Annotated in this window: 15 protein-coding genes; 13 read left to right on the plus strand and 2 right to left on the minus strand. The window is 67.6% G+C overall.

Annotation, left to right across the window (positions count from 1 at the left end; all coding sequences use genetic code 11):
* Positions 1–33: 33 nt before the first annotated feature.
* Positions 34–549 (plus strand): carboxymuconolactone decarboxylase family protein, encoded by a 516-nt coding sequence (locus ACSFA7_RS03555; RefSeq protein WP_435498103.1) that lies wholly within the window; start codon positions 34–36, stop codon positions 547–549.
* A gap of 3 nt (positions 550–552) precedes the next feature.
* On the opposite strand, the gene ACSFA7_RS03560 is transcribed toward ACSFA7_RS03555, so the two are convergent.
* Positions 553–1452 (minus strand): LysR family transcriptional regulator, encoded by a 900-nt coding sequence (locus ACSFA7_RS03560; RefSeq protein WP_206178660.1) that lies wholly within the window; start codon positions 1450–1452, stop codon positions 553–555.
* A gap of 89 nt (positions 1453–1541) precedes the next feature.
* Here ACSFA7_RS03560 and ACSFA7_RS03565 point away from each other — a divergent pair, with 89 nt between their 5' ends.
* The 4 genes from ACSFA7_RS03565 to ACSFA7_RS03580 are packed head-to-tail and all read left to right on the plus strand — an operon-like array spanning position 1542 to position 4867.
* Positions 1542–2405 carry an amidohydrolase family protein gene (locus tag ACSFA7_RS03565; protein ID WP_435498104.1) on the plus strand — a complete coding sequence of 288 codons (864 nt, stop codon included), beginning with the start codon at positions 1542–1544 and terminating at the stop codon, positions 2403–2405.
* Positions 2402–3235 (plus strand): SDR family NAD(P)-dependent oxidoreductase, encoded by an 834-nt coding sequence (locus tag ACSFA7_RS03570; protein ID WP_435498105.1) that lies wholly within the window; start codon positions 2402–2404, stop codon positions 3233–3235. Before ACSFA7_RS03565 ends, ACSFA7_RS03570 begins: the two co-directional genes overlap by 4 nt.
* A 31-nt stretch (positions 3236–3266) precedes the next feature.
* Complete coding sequence (locus ACSFA7_RS03575; RefSeq protein ID WP_435498106.1) at positions 3267–4250, plus strand: Bug family tripartite tricarboxylate transporter substrate binding protein; 984 nt, start codon at positions 3267–3269, stop codon at positions 4248–4250.
* Positions 4250–4867, plus strand: a complete 618-nt coding sequence (locus tag ACSFA7_RS03580; RefSeq protein WP_435498107.1) for a hypothetical protein — start codon at positions 4250–4252, stop codon at positions 4865–4867. The genes ACSFA7_RS03575 and ACSFA7_RS03580 overlap by 1 nt, the downstream gene beginning before the upstream one ends.
* Positions 4868–4884: 17 nt before the next feature.
* On the opposite strand, the gene ACSFA7_RS03585 is transcribed toward ACSFA7_RS03580, so the two are convergent.
* On the minus strand, positions 4885–6663 hold the full coding sequence (locus tag ACSFA7_RS03585) for a carboxylesterase/lipase family protein (RefSeq protein WP_435498108.1): 1779 nt from the start codon (positions 6661–6663) through the stop codon (positions 4885–4887).
* A gap of 273 nt (positions 6664–6936) precedes the next feature.
* Here ACSFA7_RS03585 and ACSFA7_RS03590 point away from each other — a divergent pair, with 273 nt between their 5' ends.
* The 8 genes from ACSFA7_RS03590 (at position 6937) to nirB (ending at position 17732) form a co-directional block, all read left to right on the plus strand.
* Positions 6937–8736: an FAD-dependent oxidoreductase gene (locus ACSFA7_RS03590; RefSeq protein ID WP_435498109.1), complete on the plus strand. Its 1800-nt coding sequence runs from the start codon at positions 6937–6939 to the stop codon at positions 8734–8736.
* On the plus strand, positions 8733–10622 hold the full coding sequence (locus ACSFA7_RS03595) for a 2-oxoacid:acceptor oxidoreductase subunit alpha (RefSeq protein ID WP_435498110.1): 1890 nt from the start codon (positions 8733–8735) through the stop codon (positions 10620–10622). Before ACSFA7_RS03590 ends, ACSFA7_RS03595 begins: the two co-directional genes overlap by 4 nt.
* Positions 10619–11674, plus strand: a complete 1056-nt coding sequence (locus tag ACSFA7_RS03600) for a 2-oxoacid:ferredoxin oxidoreductase subunit beta (RefSeq protein ID WP_435498111.1) — start codon at positions 10619–10621, stop codon at positions 11672–11674. Before ACSFA7_RS03595 ends, ACSFA7_RS03600 begins: the two co-directional genes overlap by 4 nt.
* Positions 11675–11719: 45 nt before the next feature.
* A complete protein-coding gene (locus tag ACSFA7_RS03605) occupies positions 11720–12157 on the plus strand; it encodes a CBS domain-containing protein (protein ID WP_435498112.1) in 438 nt (145 codons plus the stop codon).
* Positions 12158–12203: 46 nt separating this feature from the next.
* Positions 12204–12809 (plus strand): TetR/AcrR family transcriptional regulator, encoded by a 606-nt coding sequence (locus ACSFA7_RS03610; RefSeq protein ID WP_435498887.1) that lies wholly within the window; start codon positions 12204–12206, stop codon positions 12807–12809.
* 97 nt (positions 12810–12906) lie between these two features.
* Positions 12907–13908 carry an NADP-dependent oxidoreductase gene (locus tag ACSFA7_RS03615; RefSeq protein WP_435498113.1) on the plus strand — a complete coding sequence of 334 codons (1002 nt, stop codon included), beginning with the start codon at positions 12907–12909 and terminating at the stop codon, positions 13906–13908.
* 37 nt (positions 13909–13945) lie between these two features.
* Positions 13946–14623 (plus strand): SDR family oxidoreductase, encoded by a 678-nt coding sequence (locus ACSFA7_RS03620; protein ID WP_435498114.1) that lies wholly within the window; start codon positions 13946–13948, stop codon positions 14621–14623.
* Between the two features lie 580 nt (positions 14624–15203).
* The gene (gene nirB, locus ACSFA7_RS03625; RefSeq protein ID WP_435498115.1) at positions 15204–17732 is read left to right on the plus strand and encodes a nitrite reductase large subunit NirB; all 2529 of its coding nucleotides are present in this window, start codon (positions 15204–15206) and stop codon (positions 17730–17732) included.
* Positions 17733–17746 lie beyond the last annotated feature (14 nt).

Raw genomic sequence — 17746 nt, forward strand, 5'->3', positions numbered from 1 at the left:
TTTTTTCCTTTTCATCCTCGAACAGAAACCATCATGCGAATCTCCCCCGTCGAACCCGGAAGCCGCCCCGAACTCGCCACGCTCGAAGCGGAAATCGCCAGGCAGCGTGGCCGCGTCTCGCCGCTCTACCAGGTGCTGCTCAACAGCCCGCCCATGGCGCACGGCTGGGAGCAACTGCTGACGGCCGTGCGCCGCCACAACAGCCTGCCCGAGGCGGCGCGCGAGCTGGTCATCCTGCGTGTGGCGGTGCTCAACCGGGCACGCTACGAATACGACGCGCATGTGCCGATTGCGCTGCAGGCGGGCGCGTCGCAGGCGGCGGTGGATGCGCTGTCGGACCCGGCGGCCATCGGCCCGGGCCTGTCGGCCGACGAGGCGCTGCTCATCGAACTGACCGATGCCATGACGAACAGCATCGAGGTGCCGGCCGCCCTCTACCAGCAGGTCAGCGCGCGCTTCACGCCGCAGCAGGTGGTCGATGCGATGGTCACGGTCGGCGCCTACAACATGGTGTCGCGCTTCCTCGTGGCGCTCGAGATCGGGCACTGAACTTCATTCGGCCTTCGTGCTCGCGTAATGCTCCAGCGCCAGCTCGCGCAGCACCTGCGCGGCCCAGCGGCTCGGCCGCGTCGCGGGCCGGGCCTTCGGAATGGCGAGCACGATGCGGTTGCGGATGGCCGGTGCGTGGATGGCCGCGCGATGCAGCGGCTTGTCGTAGGTCCACAGGTGCACCGCGCTTTGCGGCAGCACCGTGTACGACACGCCGCGCGCCACCAGCGACAGCACGGTCTGCACCGAGTCGACCTCCGCGACGATCGACAGCGGCATGCCGCGCGGCTTGGTTTCGCGCTCGAGCAGCTGGCGCAGCGCGTTCGGTCCGCTCGGCATCACGAGCGGCAGAGCAGCGACCTCGGCCAGCTTCATGCGGCGCGGCAGCGGTTCGGGGCCGATCACGATCAGCGGCTCGCGCGCCAGCGTTTCCTCCTGCATCTGGGGCGAGGGCGGCGGATCGAACAGGATCGCAAGGTCGAGCTTGCCCGCGACCAGCCACTCGCGCAGGCGAATGCTCAAGCCCTCGACCACGCTGATGACCGCATCGGGAAACTTCGCGCGAAAGCGCTCCACCAGGTCGGCCGCGAGCACATGCGCCACGCGCGGTGGCAGCCCCACCACGACGCGGCCATGCGGGCTGGCGCGCCGCTCCTGCATGTCCGCGCGGGCCCGGTCGGCCATCTCGAGGATGGCTCGCGCATGCGCGAGCAGCGCGAGGCCCGACTCGGTGGCCTCGACCCCGCGGCCGGTGCGCACGAGCAGCGGCTGCCCAGCTTCTTCTTCGAGCAGAAGGATTTGTCGGCTCAACGCCGGCTGCGACATGTGCAGCGAGGCCGCGCCCCGGCTGAAGCTGCCCGCCTCGACGACGGCGACGAAATAGTTGAGGCGCGTGAGGTCCATGGGCGATGCATTTTACGGATAGCTGATATCCGGCAAAAGCAGAGATCGAACTGCGGGCACCGCAAGACAATTCATCGAGAGACAACGACATGACAGCAACCCTGACCTACAACCCGCGGCCCTCGGTGCCGCATCTTCAGCTGCCGCCCGGTGCCTGCGACGCGCATGTGCACATCTTCGGGCCGGCCGCGCAATTTCCCTTTTCCGAAACGCTGAACTGGACGCCCGCCGACTCGCCGAAGGAGGCGCTCTTCGCGCTCCACAAGCACCTGGGCATCGACCGCTGCGTGATCGTCCAGTCGCTGGTGCACGGCTTCGACAACCGCGTGATCGAGGATGCGATCGCCGCGGGCGGCGGGCGCTACCTGGGCGTGGCGCTCGTGCCGCTCGGCGTGACCGATGCCGAACTCGCGCGCCTGGCGACAGCGGGATTCCGCGGCGTGCGCTTCAACTTCATGAAGCACCTGGGCGCCTCCGCGAGCGTGGACGACATCGTCGCCTTCACCCGCCGTCTGGCGCCGCTGGACATGCATCTGCAGGTGCATTTCGAGAGCAGCCTGGTGCATGCACTGGCTGCCCCGCTCGCGCGCAGCGCGGTGCCGGTGGTCATCGATCACATGGGCCGCGTCGATGCCTCGTTCGGTGCGGACCATGCCGACTTCGCGGCGCTGCGCGCGCTGCTGCGCAACCCGCTCTTTCGCGTCAAGTTGAGCGGCATCGACCGCATCTCGGCCGGCGCGGACTACGCCAACGGCATCGCGCTCGCACACCTGCTGGCCTACGAGTTCCCCGGGCGCTGCCTGTGGGGCAGCGACTGGCCGCATCCCAACCATCACCACGTGCCGGACGACGGCGTGCTCGTCGATGCGCTGGCGCAGATCGCGCCGGACGCCGCGCTGCGCGAACAGATCCTGGTGCGCAATCCCCTCGACTTCTACCGGTTCGACGCATGACGACTACAGCAGCAGATTTCTTCCAACCCACCGCGCGCCGCCTCGAAGGCAAGGTGGCACTCATCACCGGTGCGGGCTCGGTCGGCCCCGGCTGGGGCAACGGCCGCGCGATCGCGGTGCGCTTCGCGCAAGAGGGCGCGCAGGTGTTCGGCGTGGACCGCGACATCGATCGCATGGGCGAAACCGCTGAGCTCATCGCGCAGGCCGGCGGCGTGTTCGCGAGCGCCGCTTGCGACGTCACGCAGGCCGCATCGATCGAGGCGATGGTCGCGCAGTGCATCGCGCGCTTCGGCCGCATCGACGTGCTGGTCAACAACGTGGGTGGCTCGGCCAAGGGCGGGCCGGTCGAGATGCCTGAAGCGGTGTGGGATGCGCAGGTCGACCACAACTTGAAGAGCGTGTTCCTCACCTGCAAGCACGTGCTGCCGCACATGCTGGCGCAGGGCAACGGCGCCATCGTCAACCTGGCATCGACCTCGGCCACGCGCTGGACCGGCGCCGCGCAGATCGCCTACGCCTCCACCAAGGCGGCGGTGATGCAGTTCTCGCGCGTGCTCGCGGTGCAGTACGCGGGGCAGGGCATTCGCGTGAACACGGTCGTGCCGGGGCAGCTTCATACGCCGATGGTCGAGACGCGTCTTGCCGGCCAGCGGGCGGGCGGCGATGTCGAGGCGCTGCTCAAACAGCGGCAGGCGCGCATTCCGCTGCCCTTCATGGGCGATGGGCGCGACACCGCCGCGGCGGCGCTCTTTCTGGCGTCCGACGAGGCGCGCTTCGTTACGGGCACCGAGATCGTGGTGGACGGCGGCATGTCCGTGCGCTGCGACTGACTTTCACACAAGAACCATCAGGAGAATCCGGATGAAACATCCGTTCGTTCACAGGCGGCATTGCCTGCAGGGCCTCGCCGCCGCCGCACTGATGGCCGCGGGCATTCCCGCCCGTGCGCAGCAGGACAAGATCACGCGGATCGTGGTCGCATTTCCGCCGGGCGGCCCCGTCGATTTCGTCGCCCGCGCGATCGCCGAACAGCTCGGCAAGGAAACCGGCCACCAGGTCATCGTCGAGAACAAGGCGGGTGCCAACGGCGGCATCGCGGCCGAGTACGTGTCGCGCTCTGCGCCCGATGCGCAGACGCTGTGGCTCACCAGCGTGGGCGCGGTCGCGATCAATCCGTCGCTGTACGAGAAGCTCATGTACGACCCGGCGAAGGACCTCACGCCCATCTCGCTGGTGGTGCGCAACGTCGAAGTGCTGGTGGTCGGGGCCAACGCGCCGTACAACACCGGCGCCGAGTTCGTGGCCGCCGCGAAGAAGAGCAAGCGGCCGATGACGCTCGCCTCGTCGGGCACCGGCAGCGTGCCGCACCTGGCGATGGAACTGCTGTCGGACGCAGCGAAGACGCCGCTGCTGCACGTGCCGTACAAAGGGGCCGCTCCGGCCATCACCGACGTGCTCGCGGGACATGTGGACGGTTTCTTCGGCGACATCCCCGGGCTGCTGCCGTTCATCACCAGCCGCAAGCTCAAGCCCATCGGCATTGCCGCGTCGAAGCGGCACCCGCTGCTGCCCGAGGTCAAGACTTTCCTGGAGATGGGCATTCCCGGCGTCGATTCGGACAACTGGTATGCGCTCTTCGCGGCCAGGGGAACACCGGCCGGCGTGGCCGACGCGATGAATCAGGCGGTGCGCCGTGCGCTTGCCAACGACGGTGTGAAGAGCCGGCTGATGGCATCCGGCGCTGAGCCCGCGCCTTCGAGCCCGGCCGAGCTGAGCGCACTGCTGGCGCGCGACAGCGCCAAGTGGTCGGCCGTGGTTCGCGCCAAGAAGATCAAGCCCGATTGATGCCGATGCAAGAAGACATCGCCCCCCGCTTCGTTCTCCTCCAGATGCGCACCGCACCCGCCGCGGCCTCGCGCATCGATGCCGATGTCCGCGCGTTCTGCGCAGCCCACGCCACCACGCTGGCGTTGCACCGTGCGGCATCGAGCCTCGATGGATCGCAGGCCTACGTCTACCTGAAGTCGCATGGGTCCCAGGCGCTTGATGGCGATGCGATGGCCGCGACGTTCCAGGCGCAGTGCGATTGGGCAAGCGAGCTGCGCGCGTCGCCGCTCGAGCCGATGCTCGGCATCGAAGGTGCCTCCGCCGGAGAGCGCCCGCGCTTTCACTATGTCGTCGAAACCGACCCCGAGACGGGCTGGCTCGACGAGATTTCGCGCTGGTACGACACCGAGCACATGCCCGGCCTTGCGGCAGTGCGGGGCTGCGTGCGGGCGATGCGTTTTCTCAACCGTGGCGCCGGGCCGTTGTCCCTGGCCTGCTACGACCTGCAGCGCGAAGACGTGCTGGGCTCGCCGCCCTGGCTCGCAGTGCGCGCCACCGCGTGGAGCGGCATCGCGCGGCCGCACTTCACGAACACGAAGCGGACCATGTTCCGCGTGATCGCAGAGGCGCCGTAGCGCCTTGCGCGTCGCAGCTACTGCACCGTGATCGTCTTGGCCGTCAGCGAGGCGTCGAAGTTCAGCACCGACGGGTACTGCGGCCAGTTGACGCCCAGCGCCGCGTTGTTGGGGTCGCCGCCGCGGGCGAACGCCGCCAGGCTCTTCATCATCGCGTCCGAGAGCTCCAGCCGGCCCGGCTCGTTCGCCTTCGAGTTCGCGAACTTCGAATAGAGCGAAGGGCCGAAGTTGCCGAACACGAACGGCAGGTCGAAGGTGTGCGCGGCGCCGAAGATGTCGTTGAACGGCGCTGGCGACTTGTCCCAGTTGAACTGGTACCACCACAGCGGTACGTTCTGCGCCTGCAGCACCGGGAAGATCTGCTTGCGCAGCGCGATGAAGAAATACTGGTTGTACAGGTCGGTCCTCGCGTTGAAGCCGGTCACCGGCGTCGTGACGGGCAGGTACTGGCCGGGGATCCATTGCTCGAGCGACGTGGTGGGCGCCGCGTTCGGGTCATAGCTGTAGGCCATCGAGAACACCGTCGGGTCGTCGAGCAGCCGGCCACTGATGCCGCCGAACGCAGGCGAGGTGGCCAGGTTCTGCGGGAAGAGCTTGGTCTCGTCGCGCGTGTAGCCGGCCAGCACCGGCACCTTCAGGAACTGCCCCGCGTTGATCGCCGCGATCGGATCGACCGGAACCACCGTGCCGTCGTTCAGCGGATTGGAGGCCGACAGGCCCAGCGGCACCAGCTTCTTCAGCACGGTCTGCAGCAGCGTGTCCGCGCTCTTCGACCGGAGGTACGCGGCCAGGTCGGCGTTGCTCTGTTTGGCGATGTAAGTCGCCGCGGCCGCGTCGTCTGCCACGGTGCCGTCGGCCACGAGCAGGGCGCTCAGGAGCGCGTTGACCTGGTTCGGCTTGGTCGTGGCCGTCGCGACGCCGCCGCTCAGCGGAACCAGCCGCTGGAACAGCGCCGGCTTGGCGTTGGCCACCAGCGGCGAGACCATCAGCGCGTAGATGTTCACGGCGCCGGCCGACTGGCCCATCAGCGTGACGTTGCCCGGATCCCCGCCGAAGGCCGCGATGTTCGCATTGACGAACTTCATGCCCTTGATGAGGTCCAGGATCGCGTAGTTGCCGGAGTCGTCGTTCGCATCGAGGCCGGCCTTGAGCTGCGGCGAGGCCAGGAACCCCATGATGCCCAGGCGGTAGTTCACCGTGACGACGACCGCATTGGCCGCCTTCGCGAGCGCGGCGCCGTCGTAGACCGGATCGCCCGTGTAGCCGGTGATGTTGCTGCCGCCGTAGACGAAGACGATGACGGGCAGCTTGTCGGTCGCCTTGGCTGTCGACGGTGCCCAGATGTTGAGGTACAGGCAGTCCTCGGAACCGGTGGTCTTGCCGATGGAGGTGCCGATGGTCGCGTCGTACTGGTTGTTCTGGCCCGGGCCATAGAGGCGGCCGGTCTGCACGCAGGCGTTGCCGAGCTTCTGCGTCGTCTTGACGGTGGCCCAGGGCTCCGGATCGACCGGCGCCTTCCAGCGCAGGTTGCCGACCGGCGCCTTGGCAAAGGGCACGCCCTTCCAGTTGTAGGTGCCGTTCGTCGCGGCGTCGTCGGTGCCGAGGATGCTTCCGTAGACGGTGGCGCGCTGCAAGGGCGAGGTCGCGACCGGCGGCGGTTCGCTGGGTGGCGGGGAGGTCGTGGTCGGGGGGATGGGCGTGAACACGGGATTGTTGCTCCCCCCTCCGCCGCAAGCGCTCAGCTGCAGCAGGGCGAGGACGGCGCAGGCGGTGCTGGCGCGCAAGTGGCGAATCATGGTGATGTCTCCGTTTGTCTCTGTTGTCATGGCCGTCAGCGCGGCTGCCGGCCGTCTTTGACCCGCCGACATGCGTACAGGCCGGCGGGCGACCACAGTCTGGGCAGAGCGGAGCCCGAATCCAATGTGGCGCGCGCACATCGTTCGGGGGTGTTCTATGTGAGTGCGGCTGCGGGATTTCACCAAGGTGGTGCAACCGCCAGTGCGGCGCATACTGCGCCAAACCCACATGACGGCCCCTTCGGGGCCAGGGCGACTGTCAGGAGAAACGCATTGCAGCGAACCGACATTGCCAACCCGGCCTATTTCCACAAGGTCGTCGATTGCCAGTACGCCTGTCCGGCGCACACCCCCGTCCCTGAATACATCCGCATGATCGCGCAGCGCCGCTACGGCGACGCGTACATGATCAACTGGGCGTCCAACGTCTTCCCGGGCATCCTCGGGCGGACCTGCGATAGGCCCTGCGAGCCGGCCTGCCGGCGCGGGCGGGTAGAGGAAAGCAACGCGCAGGCGCCCGAGCCGGTGGCCATCTGCCGGCTCAAGCGCGTGGCGGCCGACATGAAGGAGGACGTGCGCTCGCGCATGCCCAAGAGCGCGCCGAAGAACGGCAAGCGCGTCGCCTGCATCGGCGCAGGGCCGGCCTCGCTCACCGTGGCGCGCGACCTCGCGCCGCTCGGCTATGAGGTGACCGTGTTCGACGGCGAGGCCAAGGCCGGCGGTTTCATCCGCACGCAAATCCCGCGCTTTCGCCTGCCGGAGTCGGTGATCGACGAAGAGACCGGCTATGTGCTGGACCTGGGCGTCGAGTTCCGCGGCGGCGAGCGCATCGATTCGATGAAGGCGCTGATGGGCCAGGGGTGGGACGCGATCTTCGTCGGCTGCGGCGCACCGCGCGGGCGCGACCTCGACGTGCCCGGCCGCAAGGAAGCGGCGGCCAGCATCCACATCGGCATCGACTGGCTCAACTCCGTGTCCTTCGGCCACATCACGAGCATCGGCCGGCGCGTGATCGTGCTGGGCGGCGGCAACACCGCGATGGACTGCTGTCGCTCGGCCCGGCGCCTGGGCGGCACCGACGTGAAGGTCATCGTGCGCAGCGGCTTCGAGGAGATGAAGGCCTCGCCCTGGGAGAAGGAAGACGCGCAGCACGAGGGCATTCCGATCATCAACTTCCACGTGCCCAAGGCCTTCGTGCACGACCAGGGCCAGCTGAAGGGAATGACCTTCGAGGTGGTCCGCGCCGAGTACGACGACAAGGGTCGCCGCACGCTGGTGCCCACCGGAGAGCCCGATGCCTTCTTCGAATGCGACGAGGTGCTGGTTGCGGTGGGCCAGGAAAACGCCTTCCCGTGGATCGAGCGCGACAGCGGCATCGCCTTCGACAAGTGGGGCCTGCCCACGCTCGACAAGAACACCTTCCAGTCGACGGTGCCGAACGTGTTCTTCGGCGGCGATGCGGCCTTCGGTCCCAAGAACATCATCACGGCCGTGGCCCACGGCCATGAGGCCGCCGTGTCGATCGACAAGCTGCTGCGCGCCGAGCCCGTGTACGTGCGCCCCGCGCCCATGACCAACCTGGTGTCGCAGAAGATGGGCATCCACGAGTGGAGCTACGACAACGACACCTCCAACGACCTGCGCTACAAGGTGCCGTGGGCCAAGGCCGAGACGGCGCTGGCGAGCATCCGCGTGGAAGTGGAACTGGGCTTCGACGCCGCCACCGCCTTCAAGGAGGCCGAGCGGTGCCTCAACTGCGACGTGCAGACCGTGTTCACCGAGACCGCCTGCATCGAGTGCGACGCCTGCGTGGACATCTGCCCGATGGACTGCATCAACTTCGTCGACAACGCCGACGAAGCCGAGCTGCGGCCCCATCTCAAGGCGCCGGCGCTGAACCTGACACAGGACCTGTATGTGTCCGGCGGCCTGAAGACGGGCCGCGTGATGGTCAAGGACGAAGACGTCTGCCTGCACTGCGGCCTGTGCGCCGAGCGCTGCCCGACGGGCGCGTGGGACATGCAGAAGTTCCTGCTGAAGATGACGCCAGCGGGGCAGGGGGTGGCGGCATGAGCGCCGTACTGCCGCCCGAAGGCGCGAGCGTGGGGGCCACCACCGCCATCCCGCCGATCGAAGGCATCAACGACTTCGTCATCAAGTTCGCGAACGTCAACGGCTCGGGCTCGGCCTCGGCCAACGAGCTGTTCGCCAAGGCGATCCTGCGCATGGGCGTGCCGGTGAGCCCGCGCAACATCTTCCCGAGCAACATCCAGGGCCTGCCGACCTGGTACGAGGTGCGCGTGACCGAGGCAGGCCACCTCGGGCGGCGCGGCGGCACCGACATGATGGTGGCGATGAACCCGCAGACCTGGGACGCCGACCTGGCCGAACTGGCGCCCGGCGGCTATCTCTTCTACGACAGCACGCGGCCGCTGCCGCCCTCGAAATTCCGCACCGACATCCGCGTGATCGGCATGCCGCTCACCGAGATCTGCAACGCGGTCTATCAAGACCCGCGCCAGCGGCAGCTCTTCAAGAACATCGTCTATGTCGGCGCGCTGGCCATCCTCCTGGGCATCGAGCCCGAAGTGGTCGAGAAGCTCTTTGGCGAGCAGTACAAGGGCAAGGAAAAACTGCTGGCCTCCAACGTGCAGGCGCTGAACCTTGGCTGCGACTTCGCGCGCGAGAACCTGCGCGAACCGCTGGGCATTCAGGTGCGACGTGCCGACCGGGTGGGCAACCGCATCTTCGTGGATGGCAACAGTGCTGCGGCGCTGGGCTGCGTGTACGGCGGCGCGACGGTCGCGGCCTGGTACCCGATCACGCCCTCGTCCTCGGTGGCCGAGGCCTTCCAGAAGTACTGCACCAAGTTCCGCGTGGACCCCGCCACCGGCCAGCACCGCTTCGCCATCGTGCAGGCCGAAGACGAGCTCGCCTCCATCGGCATGGTGGTCGGCGCCGGATGGAACGGCGCGCGGGCCTTCACGCCGACCTCGGGACCGGGCATCTCGCTGATGACCGAGTTCATCGGCCTGGCCTACTTTGCGGAGATCCCGGTCACGCTCATCAACGTGCAGCGCGGCGGACCCTCGACGGGCATGCCGACGCGCACGCAGCAGGCCGACATCCTCTCGTGCGCCTACGCCTCGCACGGTGACACCAAGCATGTGCTGCTGTTCCCCGAGGACCCGCACGAGTGCTTCGAACACGCGGCGGCCGCGCTGGACCTGGCCGACCGCCTGCAGACGCCGGTGTTCCTGATGACCGACCTGGACATCGGCATGAACCAGCGCCTGTGCGAGCCCTTTGCCTGGGACGACGCCAAGGCCTACGACCGCGGCAAGGTCATGACCGCCGAAGAACTGGAGGCGGGCCGCGACTTCGGCCGCTACAAGGACGTGGACGGCGACGGCATTCCCTGGCGCACGCTGCCGGGCACGCACCCGACCAAGGGCAGCTACTTCACCCGCGGCACCACGCGCGATGCCTATGCGCGGTATTCGGAGCGCGGGCCGGACTACATCTACAACGTCGAGCGGCTCTTGAAGAAGTTCGCGACTGCGGCCACGCTGGTGCCCCAGCCGGTGCTGCGGCCCGCGGCAGAGAAGACCGACTTGGGCGTGATCTATTTCGGATCGACCAGCCCATCCATGCACGAGGCGCTCGAGGCGCTGGAAGAAGAGGGCATCCACCTCGATGCGATGCGGCTGCGTGCATTTCCGTTTCCCGAGAGCGTGTCGCAGTTCCTTGCCGCGCACCGGCAGGTGTTCGTGGTCGAGCAGAACCGCGATGCGCAGATGCGCAGCCTCTTGGTCAACGAACTGGACTTCGACCCCGCCCGGCTGGTGCGCGTGCTGCATTTCGACGGCACGCCGATCACGGCGCGCTTCATCAGTGAGGCGATCGCCGCGCATGTGCAGAAGACTGCCCCTGCAGCCACCGCGAAGGAATCCGCATGACCTACCTCGCCAAGCCACGGCTGCACCACCCGACGCTGGCCACCAACAAGGTCGGCTACAAGCGGCGCGACTACGAGGGCAAGATCTCCACGCTGTGCGCCGGCTGCGGCCACGACTCGATTTCCGCCGCCATCATCGAAGCCTGCTGGGAGCTGGACATCGAGCCGCACCGCGTGGCCAAGCTCTCGGGCATCGGCTGCAGCTCGAAGACGCCGGACTATTTCCTCGGCGCCTCGCACGGCTTCAACACGGTGCACGGCCGCATGCCCAGCGTGCTGACCGGCGCCAACCTGGCCAACCGCGACCTGCTGTACCTGGGCGTCTCGGGCGACGGCGATTCGGCCTCCATCGGCCTCGGCCAGTTCGCGCATGCGATGCGACGCGGCGTGCGCATGGCCTACATCGTGGAGAACAACGGCGTCTACGGCCTCACCAAGGGCCAGTTCTCGGCCACCGCCGACCAGGGCTCCAAGAGCAAGAAGGGCGTGGTCAACACCGACAGCCCGGTCGACCTGGTGGCCCTGGCGCTGCAGCTGGGCGCGAGCTACGTGGGGCGCGGCTTCTCGGGCAACAAGGCGCAGCTGGTGCCGCTCATCAAGGGCGCGATCAGCCATGGCGGCTCGGCCTTCATCGACGTGATCAGTCCCTGCGTGGCCTTCAACAACCACCCGGGCAGCACCAAGAGCTACGACTACGTGCGCGAGCACAACGAGGCGGTGAGCCGCATCGACTTCATCAGCGGGCGCGAGGAGATCACCGCCGACATCGGCCCGGGCGAGGTGATGGACGTTCGCCAGCACGACGGCACGCTGCTGCGCCTGCGCAGCCTGCACCCCGACTACAACCCCGGCGACCGCTACGCCGCGATGGCCTACATGCAGCGGCACCACGAGATGGGGGAGGTGGTGACGGGACTGCTCTACGTCGATCCGCTGGCCACCGACCTGCATACGGCGCTCAACACCTGCGACCGGCCGCTCAACACGCTCGAGGCGGACCAGCTGTGCCCCGGCGTGGGCGCACTCGAAAAGCTGAACGCCTCCTTGCGCTGAGCCGGCGCCGGCGGCACCATTGACCTCACTTCCGGAGGGCGCACCATGGCCGAGCGCACCGTTTTCCAATCCGTCTCGCGCAAGCACGTGATCAGCCTGGGCCCCCAGGCCAGCGTGCGCGATGCCGCCTGCGTGATGACCCGCGCCAACTGCGGCAGCGTGCTCGTCATGGAGCTGCCCGACACGCTGGTCGGCATCCTCACCGAGCGCGACCTCATGACCCGCGTGCTCGCCAAGGGGCTCGACCCCGACCGCACACCCGTGCGCGAGGTGATGACGCCCAACCCCATCTGCGTGCCGCCGGAGACGCTCGTGTCCGACGCGGTGGTGCTGATGCTGGAGCGCGGGTTCCGTCACCTGCCGCTGGTGTCGGGGGCGAAGATCCTCGGCGTGTTCTCGGTGCGCGATGCGCTGCCGCGGGAAATCGGCACGGCGCTCAGCCAGACGGAATTCAACGAGCAGGTGAACGACGCGCTGGGGTGAGAAGCGGCAGCCGGCGGCTGCCTTGCGCACGTTTGGCTATTTGTATATGATGAGCGTCATGCCAAATGCAAAAATCAATGCCAGAAGTGCCGCCAAGGAGGCTTCGCACGAACGCATCGTGGCCGTGGCCGCCAAGGCCATTCGCCGCAGCGGCTACGACGGCACCGGCGTCGCCGACATCATGAAAGAGGCGGGCCTGACGCACGGCGCGTTCTACGCGCATTTCCCGTCGCGCGAAGCCATGCTGGCAGAAGCGGCCGTCCGTGCGTGCGCGGAGGCCGCCGCAGCAGCGGCAGATGCCGCAGCCAGCGTTCCCACCGGCGAAGCCCTGGAACGCATGCTTCGCGCCTATCTCTCGAAAGAGCACCTGGAACACGCGGACATCGGCTGCCCCTTGGCCGCGCTGGGCTCGGAAACCCCGCGGCAGGCGCCCGAAGTGCGCAGCGCGACGACGCGGCACATCAAGGCAATGGTCGATCTGGTCGCCCGCCAGTTGCCCGATTGGGGGCAGCCCGGCGCCCACGAACAGGCCCTCGTGACGATCGCCACCATGGTCGGCGCCTTGACGCTGGCCCGTGCGGTCGACGAGCCCGCGCTGTCCGAGCGCCTGCTCGAAACCGCGCTCAATCGACTGCTCCCCGCCGAGGCCTGATTTCTCCCCGGAGAACGCCGCCTGTTCGTTCGCCCTTGAATATGATGAGCATCATGCCAAATTCGATTTTTACGCCAGCCAACCCCAAGGAAACACCATGAAGGCATTTGTTCTCGATCGATACGCCAAGAAAGGCATGCTGCGATCGGCAGACATGCCGATGCCCAGCCTGCGCGACGACGAGGTCCTGGTCGAGGTCCACGCCGCGGGTGTGAACCTGCTGGACGCCAAGATCAGGGACGGCGAGTTCAAGCTCATCCTGCCGTACCGCCTGCCGCTCGTGCTGGGGCACGACGTGGCCGGCGTCGTGGTCAAGACCGGGCCACAGGTGCGGCAGTTCAAGGTGGGCGACGAGGTCTATGCGCGGACCGATGATTTCCGCATCGGCACCTTCGCGGAGTTCGTGCCGGTGAAGGAGGCCTCGCTCGCGCTCAAGCCCGGGAACCTCACGATGGAAGAGGCCGCATCCATCCCGCTGGTCGGCCTCACCGCGTGGCAGGCGCTCGTGGAGAAGGCAGGGCTCAAGAAAGGGCAGCAAGTCTTCATCCAGGCGGGATCCGGCGGCGTCGGAACCTTTGCGATCCAGCTCGCGAGGCACCTGGGCGCCACCGTCGCCACGACGACGGGCACGTCCAACGTCGAGTTCGTCAAGCGACTGGGCGCGGACATCGTCGTCGACTACCGCAAGCAGGATTTCGAAGACATCCTCAGCGGCTGCGACGTCGTGCTGAACAGCCAGGACGGCAAGACGCTCGAGAAGTCCCTGCGCGTGCTCAAGAGCGGCGGAAAGCTCATCTCCATCTCCGGACCGCCCGACCCCGAATTCGGCAAGGCGATCGCGGCGCCTGGCTTCGTGCGGCTGGTCACGCGGCTGCTGAGCGCCGGCATTCGGCGCCGGGCGCGCGCCCGCGGCGTGGGCTATTCGTTCCTCTTCATGCGGGCGAACGGTGACCAGCTGCGCGAAATCACCCGGCTCATCGAGGCCGGCGCCATCCGCCCCGTGATCGATCGCGTCTTTCCGTTCGCTTCGACCAACGAAGCCCTCGCCTATGTCGAAGCCGGCCGTGCCAAGGGCAAGGTCGTCATCAAGCTCAAGTGAACCTGTCTTTCAACCCGCAACCCCCTGGAGATATTTCATGAAGATCGAAAACGCCGTCGTCCTCGTCACCGGTGCCAACCGCGGCATCGGCCTCGCATTCACGCGCGAATTGCTCGCCCGCGGCGCTCGCAAGGTCTACGCCGGTGCACGCGACCCCGCCACCATCACACAGGCCGGCGTCGAGCCGCTGCGGCTCGACGTCAACAAGCCCGATGAGGTGGCGGCCGCCGCCACGCGGGCCTCCACCGTGACGCTGGTCATCAACAACGCCGGCATCGCCCAGCCCGGAGGCTTCCTGGCGCCGGACAGCGAAGAGGTCGCGCGCCGCATCTTCGAGACCAATTTCTTCGCCGTGCTGCGCATGAGCAAGGCCTTTGCGCCGGTACTCGCGGCCAACGGCGGCGGCGCGCTGCTCAATGTGCTGTCGGTTGCCTCGTGGGTGAACGGCGGCGAGCTGGCCGCGTATTCGGCGAGCAAGTCCGCGGCCTGGTCGCTCACCAACGCGCTGCGCAGCGAACTCGCGCCGCAGAAGACCCAGGTGCTGGGGCTGCACATGGCCTATGTCGACACCGACCTCACGCGCGGCTTCGACGTGCCCAAGTCCAGCTCCGAGGACATCGTCCGGCGAGCGCTCGACGGGCTCGAAGCCGGCCTGGACGAAGTGCTTGCCGACGAGCTCACGCAGCAGGTCAAACGGGGCATGGTGGCGTCATGAAACAAGATCCGCCGGTGACCTGGAGGAACGTGCCGACGCGCGCGAATGCCTTCCTCCCGCGCGGTCTTCGCTGAAGCGCAGGAAGCTGCAAAGTCTGAATCTGAAATCGGAGAGCGCCTCGAAGTGCTGCTTTCCGACGCTTTTGCGCCGGCTGGCCATTGCATTTCCAGGCGATGTGCGAACGGAAGGCGATGTAGCAGCGCGAGCCCGGGTCCCCGAGCCTCAGGCTGCACCAAACGGGACGACGCATGCGCCACAACGGCGCACGGCGCCGCGCCCTGCGACCCGTGGAGCGCCGCATTTGGTGCGATGCGCTTCCGCAGACGGCCCAATCGCCTGGCACGGATGTTGCGCAGGGTCTAACACTGTTCCGCGGCAACGCCGCCGCGGCACTCACAGTGCCTCCGCTAACGACGGCGGACCCGAGCGCACTGCAAGCTTTGTTGAACCAAGGCCGGCAGTACGTCCGTTCCAACCCGATTCGCATCTGTCCCTTGCGGGGGCTTCGCTGTGACACGCCGTCTTTCCTGACGGTGTGTCCGGCGGCCTGTCGCACGGTCGGCTGCGTACAGGATCCGACATGAAAATCGCAGTCATTGGCCACGGCATGGTGGGCCACAAGTTTCTAGAGCAACTCCACGAACTCGGCGTTGCCGATGCAGAGGTCACGGTGTTCTGCGAAGAGCCCCGTGCGGCCTACGACCGGGTGCATCTTTCCGAGTTCTTCGCGGGCAAGACCGCCGAAGACCTCTCGCTCGTGGAGCCCGGCTTCTTCGAGCGCAGCGGCTTCACGCTGCGCCTGGCCGCAAAGGCGGTGGCCATCGAGCGCCGCAACAACACGCTCAGCACGGCCGACGGCGAGGTGGTGGCCTACGACAAGCTCGTGCTGGCCACCGGCTCCTCGCCGTTCGTGCCGGCCGTGCCCGGGCGCGACCGCGACAACTGCTTCGTCTACCGCACCATCGAAGACCTGGAGGCGATGAAGGCCTGCGGCGCGCGCTCCAAGAGCGGCGTGGTCGTCGGCGGTGGCCTGTTGGGGCTGGAATGCGCCAAGGCGCTGCGCGACATGGGCCTGGAGACGCACGTGGTCGAGTTCGCCCCGCGCCTCATGGCCGTGCAGGTCGACGAAGGCGGCGGCCGTGCGCTGCGCAGCAGCATCGAGGCGCTGGGCCTGCATGTGCACACGGGCCGCAACACGGTGGAGATCACCGACGGCGCCGCTGCGCGGCACCGCATGGTGTTCGCCGACGGCACGTACCTCGAGACAGACATGATCGTGTTCTCCGCCGGCATTCGCCCGCGCGACGAATTGGCGCGGCAGTCGGTGCTGGCCATCGGCCCGCGCGGCGGCGTGGCGATCGACAGCCATTGCCGCACGAGCGACCACGACATCTACGCCATCGGCGAGTGCGCCTCGTGGAACGAACAGACCTTCGGCCTCGTGGCGCCCGGCTACGACATGGCGCGCGTTGCCGCGAAGCACATCGCCGGCCAGCAGGAGGCGGCCTTTGTCGGCGCGGACATGAGCACCAAGCTCAAGCTCATGGGCGTGGACGTCGCCAGCATCGGCGATGCGCATGGCAAGACGCCGCATTCGCGCGCCTACCAGTACATCAACGAGCACAAGCAGATCTACAAGAAGATCGTGGTGAGCGAAGACGGCAAGCAGCTGCTCGGCGCGGTGCTGGTCGGCGATGCGGCCGAGTACGGCACGCTGCTGCAGATGGCGCTCAACGGCATCGCGCTGCCGGCGGACCCGGAGTTCCTGATCCTGCCCTCAAGTGACGGCAAGGCGCGCCCCGGCCTCGGCGTGGACGCGCTGCCCGACACGGCCCAGATCTGCTCCTGCAACAACGTGACCAAGGGCCAGATCTGCGCGGCCGTGGGCGAGGGCGCCTGCACCGTCGCCGAGATGAAGGCCTGCACCAAGGCCGGCGCCACCTGCGGCGGCTGCGTGGCGCTGGTGGGGCAGGTGATGAAGGTCGAGATGGCCAAGCGCGGCATGGCCGTGAACAACCACCTGTGCGAGCACTTCGCGTACTCGCGCCAGGAGCTCTATCACCTGATCCGCGTGGGCGAGATCCGCAGCTTCGAGGACCTGCTGGCCAAGCACGGCAAGGGCCTGGGCTGCGACATCTGCAAGCCCACGGCGGCGAGCATCTTCGCCTCGTGCTGGAACGAGTTCGTGCTCAAGAAGAACCTCGCGAGCCTGCAGGACAGCAACGACTACTTCCTCGGCAACATCCAGAAGGACGGCACCTACTCGGTCGTACCGCGCATGCCGGGCGGCGAGGTCACGCCCGACGGGCTCATCGCCGTGGGGCAGGTCGCCAAGAAGTACGGCCTCTACACCAAGGTCACCGGCGGCGCCCGGGTGGACATGTTCGGCGCGCGCGTCGAGCAACTGCCTTCGATCTGGGAAGAGCTCATCGCCGCGGGCTTCGAATCGGGACACGCCTATGGCAAGTCGCTGCGCACGGTGAAGAGCTGCGTGGGTTCGACCTGGTGCCGCTACGGCGTGGACGACAGCGTGGGCCTGGCCGTCGAGCTGGAGAACCGCTACAAGGGCCTGCGCGCGCCGCACAAGATCAAGTTCGGCGTGTCGGGCTGCACCCGCGAATGCGCCGAGGCGCAGGGCAAGGACGTGGGCATCATCGCCACCGAGAAGGGCTGGAACCTCTACGTCTGCGGCAACGGCGGCATGAAGCCGCGCCACGCCGAGCTGTTCGCTTCCGACCTCACCAAGGCGCAGCTGATCCAGCTGATCGACCGCTTCCTGATGTTCTACGTGCGCACGGCCGACCGCCTGCAGCGCACCAGCACCTGGCGCGAGAACCTCGAAGGCGGACTCGACTACCTCAAGGGCGTGCTGCTGCAGGACACCCTCGGCATCGCCAGCGAACTCGAAGCGCAGATGCAGGGCGTGGTCGACACCTACCAGTGCGAGTGGAAGACCGCGGTGAACGACCCGGCCACGCGCCAGCGCTTCCGCTCCTTCGTCAACAGCGAGAAGCCCGACGAGCACATCGTGTTCGTGAAGGAGCGCGGCCAGATTCGCCCGGCCCGCGCGGAAGAGCGCAGCACCGAAGCCGATGCCGAAACCGTCTGACGAAAACCGAGGAT

This window comes from Variovorax trehalosi (assembly GCF_051216415.1).
GTDB lineage: Bacteria > Pseudomonadota > Gammaproteobacteria > Burkholderiales > Burkholderiaceae_C > Variovorax.

What these genes read in the sequence shown, in the direction of transcription:
- ACSFA7_RS03555 (WP_435498103.1), top strand. Translation starts at nt 34, where the DNA reads ATGCGAATCTCCCCCGTCGAACCCGGAAGCCGCCCCGAACTCGCCACG.
- ACSFA7_RS03560 (WP_206178660.1), bottom strand. Translation starts at nt 1,452, where the DNA reads ATGGACCTCACGCGCCTCAACTATTTCGTCGCCGTCGTCGAGGCGGGC.
- ACSFA7_RS03565 (WP_435498104.1), top strand. Translation starts at nt 1,542, where the DNA reads ATGACAGCAACCCTGACCTACAACCCGCGGCCCTCGGTGCCGCATCTT.
- ACSFA7_RS03570 (WP_435498105.1), top strand. Translation starts at nt 2,402, where the DNA reads ATGACGACTACAGCAGCAGATTTCTTCCAACCCACCGCGCGCCGCCTC.
- ACSFA7_RS03575 (WP_435498106.1), top strand. Translation starts at nt 3,267, where the DNA reads ATGAAACATCCGTTCGTTCACAGGCGGCATTGCCTGCAGGGCCTCGCC.
- ACSFA7_RS03580 (WP_435498107.1), top strand. Translation starts at nt 4,250, where the DNA reads ATGCCGATGCAAGAAGACATCGCCCCCCGCTTCGTTCTCCTCCAGATG.
- ACSFA7_RS03585 (WP_435498108.1), bottom strand. Translation starts at nt 6,663, where the DNA reads ATGATTCGCCACTTGCGCGCCAGCACCGCCTGCGCCGTCCTCGCCCTG.
- ACSFA7_RS03595 (WP_435498110.1), top strand. Translation starts at nt 8,733, where the DNA reads ATGAGCGCCGTACTGCCGCCCGAAGGCGCGAGCGTGGGGGCCACCACC.
- ACSFA7_RS03600 (WP_435498111.1), top strand. Translation starts at nt 10,619, where the DNA reads ATGACCTACCTCGCCAAGCCACGGCTGCACCACCCGACGCTGGCCACC.
- ACSFA7_RS03605 (WP_435498112.1), top strand. Translation starts at nt 11,720, where the DNA reads ATGGCCGAGCGCACCGTTTTCCAATCCGTCTCGCGCAAGCACGTGATC.
- ACSFA7_RS03610 (WP_435498887.1), top strand. Translation starts at nt 12,204, where the DNA reads ATGATGAGCGTCATGCCAAATGCAAAAATCAATGCCAGAAGTGCCGCC.
- ACSFA7_RS03615 (WP_435498113.1), top strand. Translation starts at nt 12,907, where the DNA reads ATGAAGGCATTTGTTCTCGATCGATACGCCAAGAAAGGCATGCTGCGA.
- ACSFA7_RS03620 (WP_435498114.1), top strand. Translation starts at nt 13,946, where the DNA reads ATGAAGATCGAAAACGCCGTCGTCCTCGTCACCGGTGCCAACCGCGGC.
- nirB (WP_435498115.1), top strand. Translation starts at nt 15,204, where the DNA reads ATGAAAATCGCAGTCATTGGCCACGGCATGGTGGGCCACAAGTTTCTA.